General features: G+C 49.3%; 20 protein-coding genes. 17 read left to right on the top strand and 3 right to left on the bottom strand.

Going from position 1 to position 23,525, the window contains the following annotated elements:
* Positions 1–129 precede the first annotated feature (129 nt).
* The 3 genes from BLA28_RS32215 to BLA28_RS32205 all read right to left on the bottom strand — a co-directional run bounded on the left by BLA28_RS32215 (position 130) and on the right by BLA28_RS32205 (position 2,384).
* Positions 130–888 (bottom strand): ABC transporter permease, encoded by a 759-nt coding sequence (locus BLA28_RS32215; protein ID WP_009255821.1) that lies wholly within the window; start codon positions 886–888, stop codon positions 130–132.
* A gap of 49 nt (positions 889–937) precedes the next feature.
* Positions 938–2,059 carry an ABC transporter substrate-binding protein gene (locus BLA28_RS32210; RefSeq protein WP_069155527.1) on the bottom strand — a complete coding sequence of 374 codons (1,122 nt, stop codon included), beginning with the start codon at positions 2,057–2,059 and terminating at the stop codon, positions 938–940.
* Positions 2,060–2,120: 61 nt separating this feature from the next.
* On the bottom strand, positions 2,121–2,384 hold the full coding sequence (locus tag BLA28_RS32205) for a TM1266 family iron-only hydrogenase system putative regulator (protein ID WP_009255819.1): 264 nt from the start codon (positions 2,382–2,384) through the stop codon (positions 2,121–2,123).
* A gap of 514 nt (positions 2,385–2,898) precedes the next feature.
* On the opposite strand from BLA28_RS32205, the gene tig reads away from it, so the two are divergent.
* The 17 genes from tig to BLA28_RS32120 all read left to right on the top strand — a co-directional run bounded on the left by tig (position 2,899) and on the right by BLA28_RS32120 (position 23,497).
* Positions 2,899–4,215: a trigger factor gene (gene tig / locus BLA28_RS32200; RefSeq protein ID WP_009255818.1), complete on the top strand. Its 1,317-nt coding sequence runs from the start codon at positions 2,899–2,901 to the stop codon at positions 4,213–4,215.
* Positions 4,216–4,381: 166 nt separating this feature from the next.
* The gene (clpP, locus tag BLA28_RS32195) at positions 4,382–4,984 is read left to right on the top strand and encodes an ATP-dependent Clp endopeptidase proteolytic subunit ClpP (RefSeq protein WP_009255817.1); all 603 of its coding nucleotides are present in this window, start codon (positions 4,382–4,384) and stop codon (positions 4,982–4,984) included.
* A gap of 92 nt (positions 4,985–5,076) precedes the next feature.
* A complete protein-coding gene (clpX, locus tag BLA28_RS32190) occupies positions 5,077–6,351 on the top strand; it encodes an ATP-dependent Clp protease ATP-binding subunit ClpX (protein ID WP_009255816.1) in 1,275 nt (424 codons plus the stop codon).
* A gap of 133 nt (positions 6,352–6,484) precedes the next feature.
* Positions 6,485–8,917, top strand: coding sequence for an endopeptidase La (gene lon / locus BLA28_RS32185; RefSeq protein WP_071699750.1), 2,433 nt, complete (start codon positions 6,485–6,487; stop codon positions 8,915–8,917).
* A gap of 50 nt (positions 8,918–8,967) precedes the next feature.
* Entirely contained in the window at positions 8,968–9,612 is a 645-nt protein-coding gene (gene yihA / locus BLA28_RS32180; protein WP_069155526.1) for a ribosome biogenesis GTP-binding protein YihA/YsxC, read from the top strand.
* A 32-nt stretch (positions 9,613–9,644) separates the two neighbouring features.
* Complete coding sequence (ytvI, locus tag BLA28_RS32175; protein ID WP_044971014.1) at positions 9,645–10,799, top strand: sporulation integral membrane protein YtvI; 1,155 nt, start codon at positions 9,645–9,647, stop codon at positions 10,797–10,799.
* Positions 10,796–11,785, top strand: coding sequence for a D-isomer specific 2-hydroxyacid dehydrogenase family protein (locus tag BLA28_RS32170; RefSeq protein ID WP_044971013.1), 990 nt, complete (start codon positions 10,796–10,798; stop codon positions 11,783–11,785). The genes ytvI and BLA28_RS32170 overlap by 4 nt, the downstream gene beginning before the upstream one ends.
* On the top strand, positions 11,786–12,556 hold the full coding sequence (gene truA / locus BLA28_RS32165; protein ID WP_069155525.1) for a tRNA pseudouridine(38-40) synthase TruA: 771 nt from the start codon (positions 11,786–11,788) through the stop codon (positions 12,554–12,556). It begins immediately after the preceding gene.
* Positions 12,557–12,612: 56 nt separating this feature from the next.
* The gene (locus tag BLA28_RS32160) at positions 12,613–13,158 is read left to right on the top strand and encodes a VanZ family protein (RefSeq protein WP_044971010.1); all 546 of its coding nucleotides are present in this window, start codon (positions 12,613–12,615) and stop codon (positions 13,156–13,158) included.
* Positions 13,159–13,210: 52 nt separating this feature from the next.
* A complete protein-coding gene (locus tag BLA28_RS32155) occupies positions 13,211–13,816 on the top strand; it encodes an HdeD family acid-resistance protein (RefSeq protein ID WP_069155524.1) in 606 nt (201 codons plus the stop codon).
* Between the two features lie 19 nt (positions 13,817–13,835).
* A complete protein-coding gene (locus BLA28_RS32150; protein ID WP_069155523.1) occupies positions 13,836–14,711 on the top strand; it encodes an aldose 1-epimerase family protein in 876 nt (291 codons plus the stop codon).
* A 136-nt stretch (positions 14,712–14,847) separates the two neighbouring features.
* Positions 14,848–16,233, top strand: a complete 1,386-nt coding sequence (locus BLA28_RS32145; protein WP_009255806.1) for an MATE family efflux transporter — start codon at positions 14,848–14,850, stop codon at positions 16,231–16,233.
* Positions 16,234–16,334: 101 nt separating this feature from the next.
* The gene (locus tag BLA28_RS32140; protein WP_069155522.1) at positions 16,335–17,057 is read left to right on the top strand and encodes a histidine phosphatase family protein; all 723 of its coding nucleotides are present in this window, start codon (positions 16,335–16,337) and stop codon (positions 17,055–17,057) included.
* 309 nt (positions 17,058–17,366) lie between these two features.
* Positions 17,367–19,193: a type 2 periplasmic-binding domain-containing protein gene (locus BLA28_RS32135; RefSeq protein WP_069155521.1), complete on the top strand. Its 1,827-nt coding sequence runs from the start codon at positions 17,367–17,369 to the stop codon at positions 19,191–19,193.
* 91 nt (positions 19,194–19,284) lie between these two features.
* Entirely contained in the window at positions 19,285–20,214 is a 930-nt protein-coding gene (locus tag BLA28_RS32130; RefSeq protein WP_044971004.1) for an ABC transporter permease subunit, read from the top strand.
* 57 nt (positions 20,215–20,271) lie between these two features.
* The gene (locus BLA28_RS32125; protein WP_009255802.1) at positions 20,272–21,144 is read left to right on the top strand and encodes a carbohydrate ABC transporter permease; all 873 of its coding nucleotides are present in this window, start codon (positions 20,272–20,274) and stop codon (positions 21,142–21,144) included.
* A gap of 4 nt (positions 21,145–21,148) precedes the next feature.
* On the top strand, positions 21,149–23,497 hold the full coding sequence (locus tag BLA28_RS32120; protein ID WP_069155520.1) for a glycoside hydrolase family 95 protein: 2,349 nt from the start codon (positions 21,149–21,151) through the stop codon (positions 23,495–23,497).
* Positions 23,498–23,525 lie beyond the last annotated feature (28 nt).

Here is a 23,525-nt window from a genome sequence, read left to right as displayed (position 1 = left end):
TCTGGGTCCCGGCCCTCTGCATCCTGTGCCCGGCCGGTATGTGGTGCACAGGATGCAGAGGGCCGGGACCCAGAGCGGAAGGCCGGACACAGACAGCCGGGACCCAGGGAACCGCTCCGGATTCACAACCTACCTTTTTTCAATCATCCCCACACCTTCATCAATCAGCCGAAGAAAGATCTTTTCAAAAATAACGCTGATAAAAACAATAACGAGCGTCCACGAAAAAAGATCCGGTGTTTCCAGATAAACCTTGGCTTCATATAGCTTTTCACCGATAGAGCCTTTGGGGATACCGATTACCTCGGCGGCAACACCCGCTTTCCAGCACAGTCCAAGGGAAAGGGAGAAGCCTGTCCGCAGGAAGGGAAGAAGCTGGGAAAGATAAATATAGCGTATGCGGCGGAACAGAGGTATCCGGAAAACCCTGGCCATTTCCAGAAGCTTGGGATCGGTGCTGCGGATACCGTTGAGTACATTCGTATAGATGACCGGAAGGACCATAAGGAAGGAAATGACAATGGACAGGTTCCGGGAAGGCACCCATATAAGTATCAGTATGATAAAGGAGGCAACGGGCACCGCCTTGACGGCGGCCATGGCGGGCGCGAGCAAATCCCTCAGAAAGGAGAAGGCGCCCGCCAGGCCGGCCAGCAGGGTGCCGAAGAAGGCAGCCAGCAGAAAGCCTCCGATGATCCGGAAAAAAGAAAAGGCAATGGACGACCAGAAATCAGGCCGGAGTGCTAGATCACAAAGGCGCCGCAGGACAGAAACAGGAGATACTAACAGTATCTCCTGTCCAATGTAAAGGCTGGCAAGCTCCCAGACCACCAGCCACAGGGCTACAGCCCAGGGACGGATGCGGTTTTGTGCTTTTTGTCTGCGCATGTTTTTCCCTCCGTATCAGGGTGTTTTCCGCTGTAAACAGTCAGCTTGTTCATCTGCTGTAATAGAAATCATCGGCAGGCAGGGTTCCGCCAACAGCTTTGGGGTTCTGATCAGACAGGACGCTTAAATAACCGGAAAGCTTTTCCTTCATTTCACTGCCTTCTATAAAGGTGATGTTGCAGTAAGGAAGGGCTTTGACAGCCACGGCAGCGGGAACGATGTCATATTTTTCAATAAGGGCGGCGGCGTCCTCCGTATTTCCGTTTACGTAATCCACAGATTCTTTATAGGAATCAAGGAATGCATTAACCGCATCCGGATTTTCGGCAGCGAAGTCTGAACGTACGACTACCACGCCGGTGATGAGGGCGCTGGGATTTTCCGCATCCTTCTGGAGGGCATCCCACTCTTTGGTCATATCAAGGGCAATCCGTATTTTGTCATTTTTGGACTGGGCGGTTGTAACAAAAGGCTGGGGAAGCATGGCGATTCCCCCTTCATCGGAAGCGAGGGCGGCAACACATTCGGAATGCTCCGATTTCCATTCGATGGTAACATCCTTTTCCGGGTCGATTCCGTTGGAAGAAAGGATATAATTCAGGGCATATTCAGGAGTGGAGCCCTTTCCACTGGCATAAATTGTCTTGCCTTTTAAATCGGCGGCGGACTGAACGGTATCGCCGCTTTCCACGATATAAAGGACGCCCAGGGTATTAATGGCCAGCACCTGGATTTTGCCCTCCGTATTGTTATAGAGAACGGAGGCCAGGTTGGCGGGAACCGCTGCGATATCGGCATCCCCCTGCACGAGCTTGGGAGTTACCTCATCAGCTGAGGCGGCGATGGTGAATTCATAGGCATTGCCGTTAACGGGACCGGCCTCGGCGGTATCCATGAGCTTTACCATACCCATGGCGGTGGGCCCTTTTAAAGCCATGACGCGTACCGTGGTTTCTTCCACGGTGACGGCGGCTGTTTCGGCTGTTTCTGCGGTGCTGCTTTCCTGTTCGGAAGCTTCCGGAGCGGCAGGAACTGTTTCGGAAGCAGATTCCGCCGCCTGTGAGGACTCCGGCACGGCGGAGGGCTCTGTCTGGTTTGTTTTATTGCCGCATCCTGCCAGCATGGAAACGGACAGGGTTAGGGCTGCCAGTACGGATAAAAATTTTTTCATAATAGTATTCTCCTTCTGTTGACTGTGATAAAAAATATGCGGGCCAGTGCCATACATCCGGTCAGGATGAGGCGCCCGGCTTAACCTGTGCCTGCATGGCTTTGGAAGAAATGCCCTCAATGCGGCCCAGACGCCCTGATAAGGCGCTGATACGTCCCGGTTCGGCGCTCACAATGATGGATATGATATTCATGGATTTTTCCCGGCAGGGAACACCCATCCTGCCTATGATACAGTCACTGTATTCATGCAGCAGGTCATTGACCTTTGCGGCGGCGCTGCTGTCCGTTATGAAGATACCGATGATAGCGACTCTTTCTTCCATAATAATTTCCTTTCTGAAAAGCTTAAAAAAGCCTTCACGGCAGACTCCGGGAAGGCGTAATAGGTTCCGTTATGCCACCCTTTCTTTACTTCAGGAATCCTTTGGTTTCAGAAAAAAGTAATATTGTGTTTGCAGGCTGTACAAAAGGGAACAGAAAATCCATCAGGAAATTTTGCTGCCGTATGTACAGGCTATCTGTTAGTATAATACAAAAACCCAAAAAAAGCTAGTATTTTTCAATACTTTATGCTATAATCGTAAAATGACTGTGAACACCCGGAAACAATGGTCCCGGGCGAACAACAACAGGGTGGTAATCCCCCGGAAGGCCTGTGTTTATACAGGAAGGAAGTTGGTTGGCCCACACATCCAAACCGACGGTGATAGTGATAAGGAACGATAAGCACAGTTCCAGAGTAATATGGAGTCACGAAAGTGAAATACAAGGAGGAAAATTCCTCTGCTCGTCAGAGGACTCGCATTTTGCTCCGCAAAACAAGGAGGAAGTAGTAAAATGAGTTTACAGGTGGAAAAACTGGAAAAAAACATGGCTAAGCTTACCATTGAAGTGCCGGCAGAAGAGCTGGAAGCTGCAATTGAGAAGGCTTATCAGAAAAATAAGGGAAAAATTCAGATTCCCGGTTTCCGTAAGGGCAAAGTGCCCCGCAAGATGATTGAGCAGATGTATGGAAAAGAATTCTTTTATGAGGATGCAGCCAACGAAGTGATCCCTGAGGCATATGAGAAGGCTGTTGAAGAATGCGAAGAAACAATCGTTTCCTCCCCTAAGGTTGATGTTACACAGATTGAGGCCGGAAAGCCTTTTATCTTTACCGCAGAAGTGGCTCTTAAGCCGGAAGTGACCCTGGGCAAATACAAAGGGGTTGAAGTGGAGAAGATCGATACCGCAGTGACAGAGGAAGAAGTGGAAGCAGATCTGAACCAGCAGAGAGAAAATAACTCCAGAATGGTAACTGTGGAAAGAGCAGTGGAAGACGGAGACGTTGCAGTTATCGATTTCGAGGGCTTTGTTGACGGTGTTGCTTTCGAAGGCGGCAAGGGAGAAAATTATTCCCTGACTATCGGTTCCCATTCCTTTATCGATAACTTCGAGGACCAGCTCATCGGCAGAAGCACCGGAGAAGAACTGGACGTTAACGTAACCTTCCCCGCAGAATACCAGGCAAGCGAGCTTGCAGGAAAGCCCGCCGTATTCAAGGTAAGCATCAAGGAAGTAAAAGAGAAACAGCTTCCTGAGCTGGATGATGAATTCGCTTCCGAGGTTTCTGATTTTGAAACCATGGCTGAATACAAAGAAGACATCAGCAAAAAACTGGCTGAGAAAAAAGAGCAGGATGCCAAGAATGCCAAAGAGGATGCTGTTATCGAAGCTATCATTGAAGATGCGCAGATGGAAATTCCGGATGCCATGATCGTTACACAGCAGAGACAGATGATCGATGATTTCGCACAGAGACTGCAGATGCAGGGCATGAACCTGGATATGTACTGCCAGTATACCGGACAGACTCCGGCTTCCATGCTGGAATCCGTAAAGCCCCAGGCTCTGAAGAGAATCCAGTCCAGACTGGTTCTGGAAGCGGTTGCCGCTGCGGAGAAGATTGAAGCTTCTGAAGAAGATTTCGAGAATGAAGTTCAGAAAATGGCGGAATCTTATAAGATGGAAGCCGACAAGGTGAAAGAAATCATGGGTGAAGCAGGCAAGAAACAGATCATGGAAGATCTGGCTGTTTCCAAAGCTGCTGATTTTGTAAGGGAAAATGCAAAAGAAAAGAAAGCCAAGGCTAAAAAAGCTAAGACAGAAGAATAATCTGAACAGGTTATAAAACTTTTCTTAATTAAATGTATGCCTTATTGCAAAAGAAACGTATGTGCGATAATATAGAGTGTGTTTGGGAAAGCATTAAACTATTCATCGTGAATTCCCGGACACACTCTTGCACTGAAACTTATGAAGCGAAACGGAGGCAGATTATATGAGTTTAGTACCTTATGTCATTGAACAGAACAGCCATGGGGAACGTTCCTATGACATCTATTCAAGACTTTTAAAAGACAGGATCATTTTCCTGGGTGAAGAAGTAAACGATACCACGGCCAGCCTGGTAGTGGCACAGCTTCTGTTTCTGGAAGCTGAGGATACCGAGAAGGATATCCATCTTTACATCAACAGCCCCGGAGGCTCTGTTACGGCCGGTATGGCCATTTATGATACCATGCAGTTTGTAAAATGCGATGTATCCACAATCTGTATCGGTATGGCAGCCAGTATGGGAGCTTTCCTTCTGGCAGGCGGCGCAAAAGGAAAGAGGATGGCTCTTCCCAATGCGGAGATTATGATTCATCAGCCTTCCGGCGGTACGCAGGGACAGGCAACGGAGATTGAAATCACTGCGAAGCATATTCTGCAGACGAAAGAAAAGCTTGCAAAGATCTTAGCGCAGAACACAGGACAGGATTTCGAAGTCGTTATGGCTGATACCGAAAGGGATAACTGGAAAACGGCTGAAGAAGCGAAGGCTTATGGCCTTATTGACAGCGTCATCATATCAAGAGCAGATGCCCAGAAGCAGGCATAATATATTTCCCGCGGATATACTGTCCTCAGGACGGTATATCCGGTATGCTTTGACAAAGAATTGTTTATGAGATGGAAAATTGAGGTATAAAAATGGCAGGTAGAAATTCAGACGACCAGATAAGATGTTCTTTTTGCAATAAGACGCAGGATCAGGTCCGTAAACTGATTGCCGGACCGAACGGCGTCTATATCTGTGACGAGTGCGTGGATATCTGTGCGGATATCATTGAGGAAGAGTACGAAGATGAAACCCCGGAAGAGTCGATGGATATTAATCTTCTGAAGCCCGTGGAAATAAAGGAATTCCTTGATGATTATGTAATCGGCCAAAATGAGGCGAAGAAGGTTTTGTCAGTTGCGGTATATAATCACTATAAACGCGTGACTGCTGAGAAGGATGAGGATGATGTTGAGCTTCAGAAGAGCAACATTATTATGATTGGGCCCACGGGTTCCGGTAAAACCTATCTGGCGCAGACACTTGCCAAGATTATAAACGTACCGTTTGCGATAGCGGATGCTACGACACTGACAGAAGCCGGCTATGTAGGAGAGGATGTGGAAAACATTCTCCTGAAGCTGATACAGGCGGCTGATTATGATGTAGAACGAGCACAGTATGGAATCATTTATATTGATGAAATAGATAAAATTACAAAAAAGAGCGAAAACGTATCTATAACCAGAGATGTATCCGGTGAGGGTGTACAGCAGGCGCTTCTTAAAATTATAGAAGGAACTGTTGCAAGCGTTCCGCCCCAGGGCGGAAGAAAGCATCCCCATCAGGAGCTGATACAGATCGATACTTCCAATATACTCTTTATTTGCGGCGGAGCATTTGATGGCCTGGATAAAATTGTGGAAACACGTCTGGACAGAAAGTCAATTGGTTTTAATGCGGAAATAGCGGATAAAAGCACCAGAGAGATGGGCGAGCTTCTTGCTGAGGTAACACCCACCGATCTTGTTAAATATGGCCTTATTCCGGAATTCGTCGGCCGTGTGCCTGTGAATGTATCCCTTCTGGGTCTGGATAAAGAGGCTATGATGCGCATTCTTACGGAGCCTAAAAATGCTCTTGTGAAGCAGTATCAGAAGCTGTTTTCCTTTGACCATGTAAAACTCACATTTGAGCCGGATGCTGTGGAAGCTATTGCCATAAAGGCGATGGAAAGAAAGACCGGCGCAAGAGGACTCCGCTCCATTCTGGAGAACGTGATGATGGATGTGATGTACCGCATCCCTTCCGACGACACAATTGAACAGTGCATTATCACAAAAGAAGCTGTGGACGGAGAGAGCGAGCCTTTGGTTGTCCATGATGAAAGCGGAGGGCAATTGGAAGATTATAGAGAAGCAAAGTAGTAGGTAAAGATAACGCCGCCCTTTTTAAGGGCGGCGTTTATGGTAACTCGTAAAATGGGCGAAGAGGCTTTGGAAAACCGGGATAAGGGGATTGTTTTCCGATAATAGAGCCTCATACAATAGGGAATAATCAATGGAAGAAAAAACGAAAGCTGAAAATGTGAATTTGGATAATATAATAACAGATATTATCTCTGCGGAGGAACAGGAAGATTCTTCTGCAAGAGTTCTTCAGGTACCTGCGGTGGCGTTGCGTGGGATGACAGTACTGCCCGGTTTGGTCATACATTTTGATTTAAGCCGTGCAAAATCCATATTGGCAGTGGAACAGGCTATGATGAGCGATCAGCGGATTTTCCTTGTGGCACAGAAGGACATCGAAAATGATGATCCCAATTATGAGGAAGTTTACCATATGGGCTGTCTGGCACAGATTAAGCAGGTGACGAAGCTCCCGGAAAATGTGGTCCGTGTCCTGGTAGAGGGGATAGACAGGGCAAGACTGAACGGTTTCCTCAATAAGGAGGAACGTTATCTGGTAAGTGAAATTGAAGTTATAAAATCACCCCTTCACTTGAATGAGGGACGGCATGGCCGGTCCATGGAGGGTGCGGATATAGAGGAAGAAGCCATGATCCGCAACCTGAGGGAGCTTTTTCTGGAGTTCTGTTCTTTCTTTCCGAGAATCGGAAAAACCATGCTGAAGCATTTTGAGGGTACCTTCAGCCTGGGCGTGCTTATGGATGAGCTCATCGAAAGCATGCCTGTTACTTTTGATAAAAAACAGGAGGTACTGGAAGCGGTTGATCTGAATACCCGTTATCAGGTACTGGCAAAAATCCTTTATGAAGAAATTGAAGTGGCCAAGATCCGTACCGAACTCTCCGAACAGGTGAAGGCGAGGATGGAGAAAAACCAGAAGGAGTACATGCTTAGGGAACAAATGAACTATATCCGGGAGGAACTGGGCGAAGATAATGTGATGTCCGATGCCGAACAGTTCCAACAGGAACTGAATAAGCTGAAGGCCGGTAAGGAAGTTAAGGAAAAAATACAGAAGGAAATCAACCGTTTTAAGAGCCTGGGACAGGGAAGCGCCGAATCCTCCGTGGAAAGAGGCTATCTGGAAACCCTGCTGGAACTGCCCTGGGATAAGACCTCCAGGGATAATACGGATATTAAGCGGGCGGAAAAAATTCTGGAGAGGGATCATTATGGCCTGGAGCAGGTAAAGGAGAGAATCCTTGAATTCCTGGCAGTAAGGAGCCTGACCAAACAGGGAGACAGCCCGATTATCTGTCTGGTGGGACCTCCAGGAACCGGTAAGACATCCATAGCCAGGAGCGTGGCGGAGGCCCTGAATAAAAAGTATGTGCGCATCTGTCTGGGCGGTGTCCGGGATGAAGCGGAAATCAGGGGACACAGGCGTACCTATGTGGGGGCTATGCCGGGACGCATCGTAACAGGGCTGAAGCAGGCAGGGGTTAAGAATCCTCTGATGCTGCTGGATGAAATAGACAAGGTCAGCAGCGACTATAAGGGCGATACCTCGTCCGCCCTGCTGGAGGTTCTGGACAGTGAGCAGAATAACCATTTCCGTGACCATTATGTGGAAATCCCGGTGGATTTGTCGGAGGTACTGTTTATAGCCACAGCCAATTCCACGGCGGAAATCCCCAGGCCGCTTCTGGATCGTATGGAAACGATTGAAGTGACCAGTTATACGGCAAATGAAAAATTCCATATCGCAAAGGAACACCTGATCGGGAAGCAGCTGAAAAAGAACGGTCTGGAAGACAACAGACTCACTATCAGCGACGGCGCCCTGAAGGAAATCATTATTTCCTATACCAGCGAAGCCGGCGTCCGTGAGCTGGAGCGTAAAATCGGTGAAATATGCAGAAAAGCCGCGAGACAGCTGCTGGAGCAGAAGAAAAAAAGCGTGCATGTGACAGGACGGAACCTGGAGCAGTATCTGGGCAAGCGCAGGATTGCCAGGGATAAGGCGAATGAAAAGGACGATGTAGGTATTGTGCGCGGACTGGCCTGGACCAGCGTCGGCGGCGTTACCATGCAGGTAGAGGTGAATATGATGCCCGGAAAGGGAGAAACCAGACTCACAGGCCAGTTGGGTGATGTGATGAAGGAATCCGCCATGACCGGCGTCAGCTATATCCGTTCCGTGAGTGAGAAGTATCATCTGCCGGAGAATACGTTTACCGAGTATGATTTCCATATTCATATCCCGGAAGGGGCTGTGCCGAAGGATGGCCCTTCCGCCGGAATTACCATGGCTACGGCGATTCTTTCCGCCATTACCAAAACCCCGGTAAAAGCGGATGTGGCAATGACCGGGGAAATCACCCTGAGAGGCCGCGTGCTTGCCATCGGCGGACTGAAAGAAAAACTGCTGGCAGCCAAAACCGCAGGAATGAAGACGGTGCTGGTTCCGAAGGAAAATGAAAAGGATGTGGAGGAAATATCCAGAGAGATCAAAAACGGTCTGGATATCATCCTGGTGGAAAGCATGGAAGAAGTCATAAAGCATGCTTTTGTCAGTCAGTAGGCGCAGGACAGCCGGGCAGAAAAACAGGATAGTCACAGGAAGGAAACAAAATGATTATTAAAAATGTAAATCTGGAAACCGTATGCGGTATAACCAGCAAGCTGCCTGACAATGTTCTCCCGGAAATTGCATTTGCGGGAAAGAGCAATGTGGGAAAATCTTCTCTCATCAATGCAGTCATGAACAGGAAGTCCCTTGCCAGGACTTCCTCCCAGCCCGGAAAGACCCAGACAATAAATTATTACAACGTAAATGATGCCTTTTATCTCGTGGATTTGCCCGGCTATGGATATGCAAAGGCGAATGAAGCGATAAAAGCCCAGTGGGGGAAAATGGTCGAGAGATATCTTCGGAGCTCAAAACAGCTGAAGACCGTTTTTCTTCTGATAGATATCCGTCATGAGCCGTCGGCCAACGACAGGCAGATGTATCAGTGGATCTGTCATCAGGGCTATCATCCTGTTATTATAGCCACCAAAATGGATAAACTGAACAGAAGCCAGGTTCCCAAAGCGCTGAAAACGGTGCGGGAAGGACTGGAGGCGGATAAAGGAACAGTGATTATTCCTTTCTCAGCGCAGACCAAGCAGGGACGGGAAGAGATTTATGATTTGATTGACAGTCTGCTCGCCGCGGAAAAGCAGGAGACGCCGGATTCGGCAGTCCGTCCTGATGCTCAGGCAGTAGAGGAATAGGGACAGCAGGCTGGGAAAAGGCAGGTGTGATTATGCAGAAATCCGGTTCGACGAAGTATGTAAAAGCAGTCCTTAACTTGCTGACAGCAGTGGTTCTGCTGCTGCTTGTTATTTTTGTGCTGCCCAGGCTGCTGGGATTTTTCATGCCCTTTGTGGTGGGCTGGATCATCGCCATGATAGCGAATCCTCTGGTCCGTTTTTTTGAGCAGAAGATAAAAATCCGAAGGAAAGCAGGTTCTGCCATCGTTATTGTGGCGGTACTGGCGCTGGTAGTCTGTCTTGGGTATCTGGTCATTGCCAGGCTTATTTCGGAAGGGGCCGGATTTATTGCCGATTTGCCTGATATCTGGAAGGGGCTGGAAAGAGATCTCAACCAGGTAGGGGCAAACCTGACTGATTTTTATGCCCGTTTTCCCCTGGAGATACGGGAAAACCTGTCCGTTATTTCTGAAAAACTGGTGCAGTATATCGGGGATGCCATCAATGGCCTGAGTGCGCCTACGGTTACGGCGGTAGGGAATTTTGCAAAAAATATTCCCTCCATTCTTATCGGCACCATAATGTGTCTGTTATCTTCTTATTTCTTTGTCGCAGAAAAGGATAATGTAGGTAAATTTCTGAGGAAATATCTGCCTGAGAGCTTCCGGGAAAAATGGAAGGTGCTTTCAACCAGCCTGGCAGGGGCGGTGGGCGGTTATTTCAAGGCCCAGTGCAAAATAGAAATCTGGATTTACCTGATCCTTATGATAGGTCTGTGGATTCTGAAGGTGGACTATGCCCTTCTGATCGCCCTTCTCATTGCCGTTCTTGACTTCCTTCCCATATTCGGTACGGGAGCCGTTTTATGGCCCTGGGCTGTTATTGAACTGCTGGCCGGTGATTACCGGATGGCTCTGAGCCTGATGATTATTTGGGGAGTAGCCCAGCTGCTGCGTCAGATTATCCAGCCTAAAATCGTGGGTGATTCCATCGGAATGCCTCCTATACCCACCTTGTTCCTTCTGTTTATCGGATATAAGGTAGGCAGCGTGGTGGGAATCATTCTGGCGGTACCCATAGGCATTGTAGTGGTGAATATGTATGAAGCGGGACTGTTTGAGACCACGATGGACAGTATCCGGATTCTGATAAGAGGGTTTAACCGTTTCCGTAAACTGAATAAGGAAGATTTGGAGGAATTGAAATGAAAAGCGTAGCTGTTTTTGATATGCGGGATTTTGATGAGGCTGAATGGTTTGAAAAATACAGTCAGGAGCTGGGGCTTACACTGTCCCCCTGCCCTGATGCGCCGGACATGGAAAATATTGCAAGAGTGACGGAGGGCTGTGAATGCGTGGATATCATCACCTCCCAGATCACAAGGGAAATGATGGAGGAATTTGCCAAAAGCGGAATCCGTTATATCACAACAAGAACGATTGGCTATGATCATATCGATTTGGAAGCGGCAAAGGAATTCGGAATCCATGTGGGGAATGCGCCCTATGGCCCCAACGGGGTTGCGGATTACACGGTGATGCTGATATTAATGAGCATCCGTAAAATGAAAAGAATTCTGGAGAGGACGAATATTCAGGATTATACGCTTCAGGGAATACAGGGAAGAGAGCTTAAGGATCTGACGGTGGGTGTTATCGGGACAGGCCGGATCGGCCGGACCGTTATCCGGAATCTGAGCGGCTTTGGCTGCAGGATCCTGGCTTATGACCTGTATGAGAATGAGGAAGTGAAGGAGCATGCGTCCTATGTTCCCCTGAAGGAACTCTGGAAGGAAGCGGATGTCATTACTCTTCATACGCCGCTGACAGAGGAAAACCATTATCTGATCAATAAGGAATCCCTGGCTGAAATGAAAGACGGCGTGGTCATTATCAACACGGCCAGAGGCGCGCTGATTGAATCGGAGGCGCTGATCGCAGGAATCGAAAGCGGCAAAGTGGGAGCGGCGGCGCTGGATGTGGTGGAGAAGGAATTCGGCCTTTATTATTATGACCGGAAATCAGATGTACTGGACAACAGAGAACTGGCTATATTGAGAGGCTTTCCCAATGTAACGGTTTCTCATCACATGGCTTTTTATACGGATAACTATACGAGAACGGTGGTGCGGGATTCCCTGCAGAGCTGTAAGCTGTTTATGGAAGGGAAAAAGAATCCCTGGGAGGTTTGCTGATTGCGTAATTTTAAAATAGTACTTCAATATGAAGGAACCAGATACAAGGGCTGGCAGAAACAGGGAAAGGGAGAAGGGGATTCCTCTTCCTCCGCTTCTCCTGAGAATACCATACAGGGGAAGCTGGAGCGCCTTCTTTCCCGGATAGCCGGAAAGCCTGTGGAAATCCAGGGCTCCGGCAGGACGGATGCCGGAGTCCATGCCTATGGCCAGGTCGCCAATTTCCATATGGATACGGATGACACGCCGGAAGCGCTTATGGAGAAAATAAACAGCTATCTGCCGGAGGATATCGGGGTGATTTCTGTGGAAGAGGTACCGGAACGTTTTCACAGCCGGCTCAATGCCAAAAGCAAAACATACCGGTACAGGGTGTTAAACAATGCCGTGCCACATATATTTGAAAGAAGGTATGTCTATCAGGTCCCGGAGCATCTGGACATGGAAGCCATGCGCCGGGCGGCGATCCTTTTGACCGGAAGCCATGATTTCAAGGCATTTACTTCGGCAAAAAAAGGAAAAAAATCAACGGTGCGTACCGTTGATTCCATTCAGATCGACCGTGTGGGGGACGAAATACATTTCACCTTCAGCGGAAATGGCTTTTTATATCATATGGTACGCATCCTTATGGGTACGCTTCTGGAAGTGGGAACCGGGGCAAAAAAGCCGGAGGATATGACTGCGATCCTGGAAAGCGGTTCCAGGGAATGTGCAGGGCCTCTTGTACCGGCCTGCGGGCTGGCTTTGATGGAAGTCCGTTATTCCTGAGGGCAATGAGCCGGACGGGTGCGCGCAGAATTGGCTGATAACAGAAAGGAAACAGTGTGGGTAAGCCGGAGCAAAGTATTACCACGCAGATAAAGGACACAGAAAAGCAAAAGAAAATACGCAGGGCTGTGTTTTTGGTTTACCTGGCCGTTACGATAAAGCTTATTATTTTCAAATATCCCTGGGAGCACCTGAAGGAAATTATGGATACCTGGGAGAAGGGGATCATTCTGGAGGGGCTGGAAACTGCCAATTTTACTCTTTTCAAAACAGTACGCATGTATATCATATATCATGACAGGCTGAACAGCTTTGAAAACCTGGCTGGTAATGTGGGGATTTTTGTGCCCTTCGGTATACTTCTTCCCTGGACGGATCCTATCTATCGTTCCTGGTGGCGAGTGCTGTGCAATGCCTTTCTTTTTGTGACGGGGATAGAGGTGTTTCAGCTTTTTTCCGCCTTCGGGGCATTTGATGTGGATGATATTCTGCTGAATTGTTTCGGGGCCATGCTGGGATATCTGATGTTCCGGCTGCTCGAGCGGAAGAAGGCTTCTTTCCGGGCACCGGCGGGGCCGCGGGAAAAGGAGGGAATCCCTTGACACGGAATGGCAGGGGGAGTAAGTTAAGAGTAATTGAAAGGGGGAGTTTCCTATGAAAAATTTTGTGCAGGAGCTGAAGCTCAATTTTATTCTTACGGCGCTGTTCTGTATCCTTTGCGGCGCGGTGCTGTTTGTATGGCCGGATATGTCGGCGCGCATCGCATGTATGGTCCTGGGGGCCATTCTGGTGCTGATGGGGATCATCTATTTTGTCAGCTTTCTTTCCACGCCCTCCGGTACCTTTATAAAGCAGGTGCATCTGGTTCTTACCATCGTATTTGTGGTTATCGGCGTTTGGATTCTGCTGAAGCCGGATTTTGTCATCGGGCTGATTCCGGTGATTGTAGGAATTATTCTCGTCCTTCACGGATTTTATGATCTGCAGCAGGCGGTATTTTTAGGCCGGGCAAAATACGGTTTCTGGTGGCTGGCGCTGCTGTTCGCCGGCCTGACCATCGTGCTGGGCGGCATTCTTCTGTGGAATCCGTTTGAAGCCATGAGCATTGCCATAAAGTTTATCGGGGTATTTCTGGTGTTTGACGGGGTGTCCGATCTGTGGATTTTCTCCAGAGCGCGCAGAATCACCAGACAAATCAGGGAAACCGTGGAAGACAGCATGGAGGAGAGCTTCCGGGACAGGGATGATATTATCGATTGACTAAAGAAGGAGAAAAGGTATGGGGGATTATGAACTTCATAATGAGGAAATAGCTGTCCGCATCGCTTTGCTGGGTGCGGAGCTGAAATCCTTAAAGGATATAAAAAGCGGCAGGGAATATATGTGGAGCGGGGATCCGGCTTTTTGGAAACGGGTTTCACCGGTGCTTTTCCCTCTGGTGGGGAATTACCGGAATAAGCAGGCCGTTTATGAAGGGAAGGCGTATCCGCTGTCACAGCATGGCTTTGCCAGAGACAGGGAATTTACCCTGGTGTCCCAAACGGATGAGGAAGCCTGGTTTGCACTGGATTCCGACGAGACAACAAGGGAATGCTACCCCTTTGATTTCCGTCTGGAGCTGGGATATCGTTTGTCCGGCAGAGAGGTGGAAGTACTCTGGAGAGTAAAAAATACGGGAAAAGAAACCATGTATTTTTCCATAGGGGGACATCCGGCTTTTGCCTGTCCGCTGAATGAGGAAGGGAATAAGGAGGGCTACAGCTTCTGGTTTGATTCTGGAGAGCCTCTAGAAACCAGAATTATCGGTCCGGATGGCCTGGCTACGGATGATCATGAGGAATATTTCCTGGATGAGGGCACACTTCCCATAACGGAAGAGCTGTTTGATCAGGACGCTCTTGTCGTGGAGGGCGGACAGGCCCATGAGGTGAGGCTGCTGGATCCGTCGGGAGACGCATTTGTGACGATGCAGTTTGACGCGCCTCTTTTCGGCCTATGGTCGCCTCCGGGAAAGAAGGCGCCGTTTATCTGTATCGAGCCCTGGTACGGCAGATGTGACCACAAGGATTTCCGGGGGACGATTGAGGAGCGGGAATGGGGCAATATGCTGGAAGAAGGCGGTGAATTCAATGCTTCCTACCATATTATTGTGTAGGAAAATGAACGGATATCCGTTTCTTTAAAATGATAACGTAAAGGCAGCTCCGTACTATGAGGAAAGTCAGGCCATATGAGCTTATGGCCTGGCTGCAGGTACGGGGCTGTTATCTTGACAACAGGGGATTGAGATAGTGAGCATAAGAAAAAAACTAATCGGAACAAAGGATTTTTATAAGCTGGTGCTGTCGGTGGCCGTACCTATTATGATACAGAACGGAATCACCAATTTTGTGGGGCTTCTGGACAACATCATGGTAGGACAGGTAGGAACGGAGCAGATGTCCGGCGTAGCTGTGGCGAACCAGCTGCTGTTTGTCTTTAATATCTGTGTTTTCGGCGCCATATCGGGAGCGGGAATATTCGGCGCCCAGTTTTACGGCTGCGGAAACTATGAAGGGGTGCGCAATGCCTTCCGTTTTAAGCTGTGGTTCTGCGCCGCTCTGGTAGTGATTGGAATCGCTGTGTTTATCGGCGGCGGGGAAAGCCTGATTTCCCTTTATCTTCATGAAAGTTCGGAAGCGGGGGATGTGGCAAGAACACTTTCCTTCGGCTACAGCTATTTACTGTGGATGCTGCTGGGACTTTTGCCTTATGCCCTTTCCCAGACGTATTCCAGTACGCTGAGGGAGTCGGGGGAGACCTTGCTTCCCATGAAGGCCGGTATTGCGGCAGTGTTGGTGAATCTGGTGCTGAATTACATCCTGATTTACGGAAAACTGGGAGTCCCGGCCCTTGGAGTTGTGGGAGCGGCAATCGCCACAGTAATTTCCCGGTATGTGGAATGCCTGATCGTGGTAATATGGACCCATACCCATAGGGAAAAGGCGCCTTACATGGAAGGGGTATACCGTACACTTAAAATCCCTTCTCATCTTATCGGGCAGATTGTCATCAAGGGATTGCCCCTTATGCTGAATGAAACGCTGTGGTCCGCAGGGATGGCAATTATGATGCAGTGTTATTCCATGCGGGGGCTGGCGGTTATCGCAGGGCTTAATATATCATCCACGATTTCCAATCTTTTTAACGTAGTATTCCTCGCTTTGGGCAATTCCGTGGCGATTATTATCGGTCAGCTCCTGGGGGCCGGAAAGATGGAAGAGGCCAAGGATACGGATATCAAATTGATATTCTTCTCTGTGGTGAGCTGTATCGGTATCGGTGCCGTCATGGCTGTCATAGCGCCGCTTTTCCCGCGGATGTACAACACCACGGATGAGGTGCGCCGCCTTGCGGAACAGTTTATCTGGATATCCGCCCTTGTCATGCCCATACAGGCCTTTATGCATGCCTGCTATTTCACGCTTCGATCCGGGGGGAAGACCTTTATTACCTTCCTGTTTGACAGTACGTTTATGTGGGTGGTCAGCATTCCCCTTGCCTTCCTGATGAGCCGTTTTTCCACTGTGCCGATCGTTCCGCTGTATCTGATCTGCCAGCTGGCGGATATCATTAAATGTGTGATCGGGTTTGTACTTGTAAAAAAAGGAGTCTGGATTCAGAATTTTGTGGAGTGAGGCGTTCCCGGCTTGGACCGGGACTGTTACACGGTGGCTGAGACGAAAGGGAATGAATTTAGATAAATAGATGATAAATATGGGAAAGGAAAAGGACAGGGATGAGGATTATTTTTGTGAGGCATGGGGATCCGGATTATGCGAACGATACGCTGACGGAAAAGGGCTGGAGAGAGGCGGCTTTGCTGGCGGAGCGGGTCAGCGGCTGGGATGTGACGGATTTTTATGTGTCTCCGTTGGGAAGGGCTCAGGATACGGCTTCTCTGAGCCTTAAAAAGATGGGAAGGAGCGCCGAGACGATGGAGTGGCTCCGGGAGTTCCACGGGCCGGTTAAGGATCCCTTAAGGGGGGATAATGCGCATCCGTGGGATTTCTATCCGGAATATTGGACGAAGATACCGGCTATGTATGATAAAGACGGTTTCTTGGACACGGATGTGATGAAGAGCGGCAATGTGAAGGAAGAGTATCACCGGATTGGGAAATGTCTGGACGGGCTTCTGGAAAAATACGGTTATGTGCGGGAGGGCGGTATTTACCGGACGGACAGGACACAGAAGGCGGACAGGGACGCCACGATTGTTCTGTTCTGCCATATGGGAGTGACGCTGTTCCTGTGCGGGCATCTGCTGGGGATTTCCCCTGTGGTGCTGACAAGCGGGTTTTTCCTGGCTCCCACTTCGGTAACGGTGCTGGGGTCCGAGGAAAGGGAGCACGGGGCTTCCTACTTCCGGTGCCAGATGGCGGGGGATACCGGCCATTTGAGAGCGGGAGGGGAGCCGGTTTCCTATATGGGATATTTTACGGAGCCTTTTCAGGGGTAAAGTGGGATAGCTGCTTTGTCAGGAAAAAAGATAGAGTGTATAGGTGAAGAAGGATTTTTCTGCCGTGGGAGGACGGGCGGAAAGATCCTTTTTGTCTATTCTATAGTTTTTAAAATAATATATAATTATTTGAATTGTATGTTGCGCCAGCTTGAATTAGTATGATTATAGTAAATGTGTCGGAGATAACAGGCAGTTAAAAAAAAGAAACAGCATTGTGCCGACACACCCTTCCGGCCGGAAAACAGGGAAATTTACGGAACAAATGATTGCGCGTGTCAAAGGACACAGAGGGGAGTTAAGCAGAATATGAGAAAGAACGGAAAAAGAATTCTTGCCATGCTTTTGGCGGCAGTTATGACGGCATCCCTGGCCGGGTGCGGGAAGGGCGGCGAAACGGCTTCCGGCACAGCGGGAAATGACAACGGAGGGCAGGAAGCGGCGGGACAGGATGAGGTAGTTACCCTGAAAATGTTTATCCGTAACCAGTCCAAATATACCGGGCTTCAGGAGGATCCGGTTGCCAAGTACATAGAGGAAAAGCTGGGAATCCGGATCGAGCTTACCGTGGATTCCAGCCTGGGAAATACAACGGCTCAGACGAGTACCTTTAATGAACTGCTTGCCACAAAGCTTGCCAGCAATGATCTGGATGATATTATGGATTTCGGTTCCCCGTCAGGCAACCCGGAAATCCTGAATAATTTAAACCGGGCCGTGGAGGCCGGAATGATTATCCCGCTGGATGATTTGGTGGCAGAATATACGGAAAATCTGTCAACGGACCCCAGACTTACCATCCGGAACGATTACCGCCGGGAGCATATGTACAATGACGGAAAGTTCTACAGTGTGGGCGGCTGGGGAGGCATGGGCCTGGATCAGCTTCCGGGCGCGGCTAACTGGGTGCGCTGGGATTTATATAAAGAAATGGGATACCCGGATGTGGAAACCGATGAGGACTATCTGGAGATGCTGAAAGAAATGCAGGACAGCTATCCGGAGACTCCCGGAGGGGAAAAGGTATATGCCATAGGCGGCGCTTTTGCGGATCCCCAGGGAATGGGGGATGGTTTTGTGAACCGGGATTATCCGCTGAGCAAGGGGTATGAGCCTCTGGAAGGGAATTATGCCGTTTATCTGAACCATGCAACCAAACAGGTGGAAGCGCCTCTTCAGGATCCGGACAGCTTTTTCTGGAACGGCGTAAAGCTGTATTATAAGGCGAATCAGATGGGGATCCTGGATCCCGGCGCGGTGACCATGAGCAGCGCGGAGTATACGGAAAAGATCAATAAGGGCGCTTATCTTTCCGCTGTCAACGGATGGCAGGTAATGAACAAAGAAGCTATCCTGGACGGGCTGGGAATGAAGGATGCGGGTTATATGCCCATGAGGCCCCTTGAAGATGTGGTATCTCTTTCCGTTTATTGGGAGTCTGTGGTGGGAGGCAATGAATTTGCCATAACCAGCAAATGCAAGTACCCTGAAAAAGCGATTCAGTTCCTTGACTGGTGTATGTCCGAGGAAGGTTCCCGCATGATCACCCAGGGAGCGGAAGGAATGGCCTATACGATGGACGGCGATGTGCCTTCGGTGACACAGCAGTATCTGGATGATAACGCCGGCGGCACTGTGGATATGGCGGAGACCTACGGAAAGTGGAAATATGCGGGTATCAATGCGTTCCAGCATATCGACGTGGACAGCAACGGATATTATATCCAGCCGGAACAGATTCCCAATGTGGACAATTATTCCGCAGTGAAAAAGGATGCTTTAAGCTTTTATGGCACGGAAAGCTTCACCGACTATTTTACCCAATATAAGAACAGGGCAGGAGAAAAGCTTCCCAACGTTATCTGGTCCACTTATACCAGCGGTATCGGTTCCAAGCCGGATGACATCAAGCAGAAGTATGCACAGATCAATGAATATATGTATAAGCAGATCTTTAAGATGATTTATGCAAAGGATGATGCGGAGTACGAAGCATTACAGAACGAGGCGATGGAAAAGGTAGGAGAACTGGGCGTGGATGATGTGGTGAAATGGTATCAGGATCGTTTTGCCCAGCTCCATACAGATTTGGATCCCCTCATCGATCAGGCTATGAAAGCCTATGGCGTGGAATAGTTAACAGGGCATGAACGGAATCTGCCTGGTCTGAAAAGTATCCGGGATCTGTGAGAGCAGGTCCCGGAGATCCTATGGAGGTATATTAGATTTGAGAACAAAAAGCAAAGCCGTAAATAACAAGGCAGCTGTCCGAAGGAAGCTGTTTCTGATTAGTGTACCCTTTCTCCTCTTCATTACCGCCTTCTGCTATGTCCCTCTGTTAGGCTGGGTGATATCTTTTTTTAAGTATTATCCGGGTATCCCCCTGAATAAGCTGGAATTTGTGGGACTTCAGAATTTCCGGTTCTTTTTCAGCAATGGGGAACAGGTGCTGAATGTGGTGAAAAATACGTTTGTGCTCAGCGGGCTCATCATACTCACGCTGCCTCTTCCGGCGGTATTCGCCATTCTTCTGAATGAAATCAGGGCGCCGAAGTTCCGGAAGCTGGTGCAGACCTTTTCCACCATCCCTTATTTTATTTCTTACGTTCTCCTGTATCTGGCGTTTGTCACCATTTTATCCCCGTCGGACGGTATGCTCAATACACTGCTTTACGAAAAGCTGCATGTGATAGACCAGCCTCTTAATGTACTCACCAATCCTAAAATAGCCTGGACCGTACAGACATTTACCTATTTATTTAAAAACATCGGCTACAGCGCTATTCTCTATCTTTCCGCCATTGCGGGGATCGATACACAGCTTTATGAGGCGGCGGAGGTGGATGGCGCGGGCCGGTTCCAGAAAATCCTGCATATCACGGTGCCGGGCCTGGTGTCCACCTTTGTGGTGCTGCTTGTCCTGGGCTTGGGAAATGTGCTGTCCGGGGCAGGCTTTGAGCAGTACTATGTATTCGGGAATGCCATGGTACTGGATAAGCTGGAGGTGATTGACACCTATACCTATAAAATGGGTATTGTGCAGGGGAACTATGCGTTTGGTACGGCTATGAGTATGATGAAGTCCGTGCTCAGCGTCGGCCTGCTGCTGATAGCTAATTTTATCGTGAAAAAAGTGAGGGGAAGTTCGATTTTTTAGAATGCAGGCTGCGATTCAGGCATACCGTATTCTTCCGGGCTTAAGGAGAGAAAATCCATGAAAAAAAGAAACACGTTTTTTGATTATATAAATATCCTTTTTATGTTCATCGTACTGCTTGTATGTATTTATCCTTTTTACTGCCTGCTTACCAGCTCTTTCAGCGATCCCAAGCAGGCGGAAGGATGGTTCCTTATCTTTCCCACCAATTTTTCCCTGAAAAGCTACCAGGAAATATTCGGGAACAACCGGATTCTGCTGCCCATATTTGTTTCCCTGGCCCGTGCCTTTTTCGGTACGGTGATCACGGTGATCTGCTGCAGCATGTTCGCGTATCTGGTTACGCAGAAGGAACTGCCTCACAGGAAGGGGATCTATAAATATGTGGTGATTACCATGTATCTGAATGCGGGCATGATTCCCTGGGTAATTACCATGGTTACCTACGGGCTTAAAAATAATTTCTGGGTGTATATCATTCCCACCGCTCTGTCCGCTTATTATGTCATACTGATTAAAACCTATTTTGAGAGCATTCCGGCCGAGCTGGAGGAATCCGCGAGAATTGACGGCGCGGGCTTCTTTGTCACCTTCTTTAAAATCATACTTCCGGTTTCCACACCCATTCTGGGGGCGGTGGCCATGTTCAGCGCCGTGACACAGTGGAATTCCTGGTACGATAACCTGATGCTGGTACAGGATAATAATCTGAAGACCCTGCAGCTCATGCTTTACCAGGTTATCCAGAATATGAACGTGGTCATGAACGACCCGAAAACAGCCGGAACGGCAATGGTTATGAACCGTCCGTCCATTTTATCGGTCCGTTCCGCGATTGCCATGCTGACAGTCATTCCGATACTTGTGGTTTATCCGTTTATGCAGCGCTATTTTGCATCCGGAATTATGGTTGGAGCCGTGAAGGGGTAAGAATATGAAAGAAATACTTATGTATAAACAGCCTGCGGGGAACTGGAAGGAAGCGCTTCCCTTGGGAAACGGAAGGCTGGGGGCCATGGATTTCGGCGGCGCGTGGAGGGAGACTCTGCAGCTGGATGAATCCACCTACTGGTCGGGAGAAGCCAGTGAGGAGAATAACCGGGCGGACAGCAGGGAACTGCTGGCTCAGATCCGGGAGGCTCTTCTTGAGGAAGATTATGAAAGAGCCGATGAACTCGGTCATGGTTTTGTGGGAAATAAGAATAATTACGGTACGAATCTGCCTGTGGGGAATTTTTATATCGATTGTTTCCCGGAAGGAAGACCGGAAAAGGAATGGGAGGAAGCGGCCGGAGCGGATACGGTTACGGATTTTGTCCGCCGGCTGTACTTAGAGGAGGCACGGTCGGAAGTATCCTTTAAGGCGGGGGGAAGCACTTACAGGAGAGAGGTTTTTCTTTCCAATCCCGCGCAGGCAGCCGTAATCCATATGGATACCCGGCCCGGAAAGCCTTTTGCCCTGCGTATCCGGTTTGAGGGAATTGCCAGCCGGGTCGGAATAACAGAAGAACGGCAGCAGGATTATCTCATCCGGGGACAGGCCAGGGAAACACTGCACAGTGACGGTCTTACCGGTGTCAATCTGGCCGGGAGGATCCGGGTAGTGACCGATGGATACCATCATCTGGAAGAAAGCGGGATCTGGGTGGAGAATGCCACCAGGGCAACTCTTCTAGTGGATCTGGAAACGGATATGTTTCAGCCTGATCCGGAGGAAACGGCCGGACGGCGTCTGGAGGAAGCATGGCAGAAGGGCTATGAACAGCTCAGACAGGAGCACATACAGGATGTAAGCGCTCTGTATAACCGGATGGATATTTCCCTGGGAGCTGAGGATATGAGGGAACTGCCCACCGATGAACGGCTCAGGAAACAGACAGAGGGAAAGGAGGATCCGGGACTGGCGGGCCTCCTGTTCCAGTACGGGCGCTACCTGCTTATCGCCTCCTCCAGGGAGGATTCGCCCCTTCCCACGCACATGGGAGGAATCTGGAATGATAATATCTATAACAATATCGATTGTACGCAGGATATGCATGTGGATATGAATCTCCAGATGCAGTACTGGCTGGCAGCGCTGTGTGCCCTGCCGGAATGCTATCAGCCCGCATTTGCCTACATGAGGGATATCCTGGTGCCGTCCGGGGAGAAAACAGCGGCCGGAGTTTATGGAGCAAAAGGCTGGACGGCCCATGTGGTGACCAATCCCTGGGGCTTTACCTCTCTGGGCTGGTCCTATAACTGGGGCGTATGGTCCCTGGGAGGAGTATGGTGCGCCACCCTGATCTGGGATTATTATGAGTTTACCGGAGATAAGGATTTCCTGCGGGAATGGTGGCCTGTCCTGAAAGGGGCGGCGGAATTTGCGGCGGACTATGTGTTCCCGGATGAGAAAAGCGGCTTTTATATGACAGGGCCTTCTTATTCTCCTGAAAATATGTTTTCCGTAGATGGAAAGGAATATTTCCTGTCTCTTTCCACGACCTGTGACTGTATCCTCGTCCGGGAAATACTGGACATCATTGCGAAGGGTTATCAGGAGCTTTCCCTGGAAAGGGATTCCTTCCTGGAAAAATGCGTGGAAATCAGGGAGAACCTGCCGCCTTACCGGATCGGTTCCCGGGGACAGCTGCAGGAATGGTTCCATGACTTTGACGAACCAATCCCCAATCACCGCCATACCTCTCATCTGCTGGGACTGTACCCCTTTTCCCAGATACGGCCGGAGGAACAGCCGCAGCTGGCGCAGGCGGCGTATGAGAGCATACGAAGAAGGCTTGAGGACTTTGAGATCACTTCCTGGGGCATGAATATGCTTATGGGGTATTACGCCCGTCTGTGTGACGGGGAAAAGGCCCTGGCGATCTATCAGGATACGCTGCGCCGTCTGGTTAAGCCCAACCTCTCCTCGGTAATGAGCGATGAGACCTCCATGTGGGCCGGCACCTGGGAACTGGACGGAAATACGGGACTGACCGCCTCTATGGCGGAAATGCTGGTACAAAGCCACGGGGATGTCATCCGCATCCTTCCTGCGCTGCCGGATGAGTGGAGAAACGGATATGTAAAAGGGATCTGTCTCAGAGGCGGACAGAAAGCGGATATTTACTGGAAGGACGGCATTCCGGAAAAGGTGGTGCTTGTCTGCGGGAAAGATGAGAAAAGGCTTCTTTGTTATGGGGATCAGAAACAGGAGATCGATCTGAAAACAGGAGAGCGGAAAGAATATAGCTGGAAAAGCGGGAAATTCGAAATTGTTCAGGCAGGTCTGCGCAGACAGTAGGAAAACGCAGAGAAAACAGATATCCGGC

The organism is Eisenbergiella tayi (assembly GCF_001881565.1).
GTDB classification, from domain to species: domain Bacteria; phylum Bacillota; class Clostridia; order Lachnospirales; family Lachnospiraceae; genus Eisenbergiella; species Eisenbergiella tayi.
Note: the sequence above shows the minus strand (reverse complement) of the source record. Positions and strands in the feature narration are given on the sequence as shown.

Coding starts and splice junctions, on each gene's coding strand:
- BLA28_RS32155 (WP_069155524.1), top strand. CDS start 13,211: ATGAAAAATTTTGTGCAGGAGCTGAAGCTCAATTTTATTCTTACGGCG.
- BLA28_RS32170 (WP_044971013.1), top strand. CDS start 10,796: ATGAAAAGCGTAGCTGTTTTTGATATGCGGGATTTTGATGAGGCTGAA.
- tig (WP_009255818.1), top strand. CDS start 2,899: ATGAGTTTACAGGTGGAAAAACTGGAAAAAAACATGGCTAAGCTTACC.
- clpX (WP_009255816.1), top strand. CDS start 5,077: ATGGCAGGTAGAAATTCAGACGACCAGATAAGATGTTCTTTTTGCAAT.
- yihA (WP_069155526.1), top strand. CDS start 8,968: ATGATTATTAAAAATGTAAATCTGGAAACCGTATGCGGTATAACCAGC.
- BLA28_RS32205 (WP_009255819.1), bottom strand. CDS start 2,384: ATGGAAGAAAGAGTCGCTATCATCGGTATCTTCATAACGGACAGCAGC.
- BLA28_RS32120 (WP_069155520.1), top strand. CDS start 21,149: ATGAAAGAAATACTTATGTATAAACAGCCTGCGGGGAACTGGAAGGAA.
- clpP (WP_009255817.1), top strand. CDS start 4,382: ATGAGTTTAGTACCTTATGTCATTGAACAGAACAGCCATGGGGAACGT.
- BLA28_RS32135 (WP_069155521.1), top strand. CDS start 17,367: ATGAGAAAGAACGGAAAAAGAATTCTTGCCATGCTTTTGGCGGCAGTT.
- BLA28_RS32140 (WP_069155522.1), top strand. CDS start 16,335: ATGAGGATTATTTTTGTGAGGCATGGGGATCCGGATTATGCGAACGAT.
- ytvI (WP_044971014.1), top strand. CDS start 9,645: ATGCAGAAATCCGGTTCGACGAAGTATGTAAAAGCAGTCCTTAACTTG.
- BLA28_RS32150 (WP_069155523.1), top strand. CDS start 13,836: ATGGGGGATTATGAACTTCATAATGAGGAAATAGCTGTCCGCATCGCT.
- lon (WP_071699750.1), top strand. CDS start 6,485: ATGGAAGAAAAAACGAAAGCTGAAAATGTGAATTTGGATAATATAATA.
- BLA28_RS32125 (WP_009255802.1), top strand. CDS start 20,272: ATGAAAAAAAGAAACACGTTTTTTGATTATATAAATATCCTTTTTATG.
- BLA28_RS32210 (WP_069155527.1), bottom strand. CDS start 2,059: ATGAAAAAATTTTTATCCGTACTGGCAGCCCTAACCCTGTCCGTTTCC.
- BLA28_RS32215 (WP_009255821.1), bottom strand. CDS start 888: ATGCGCAGACAAAAAGCACAAAACCGCATCCGTCCCTGGGCTGTAGCC.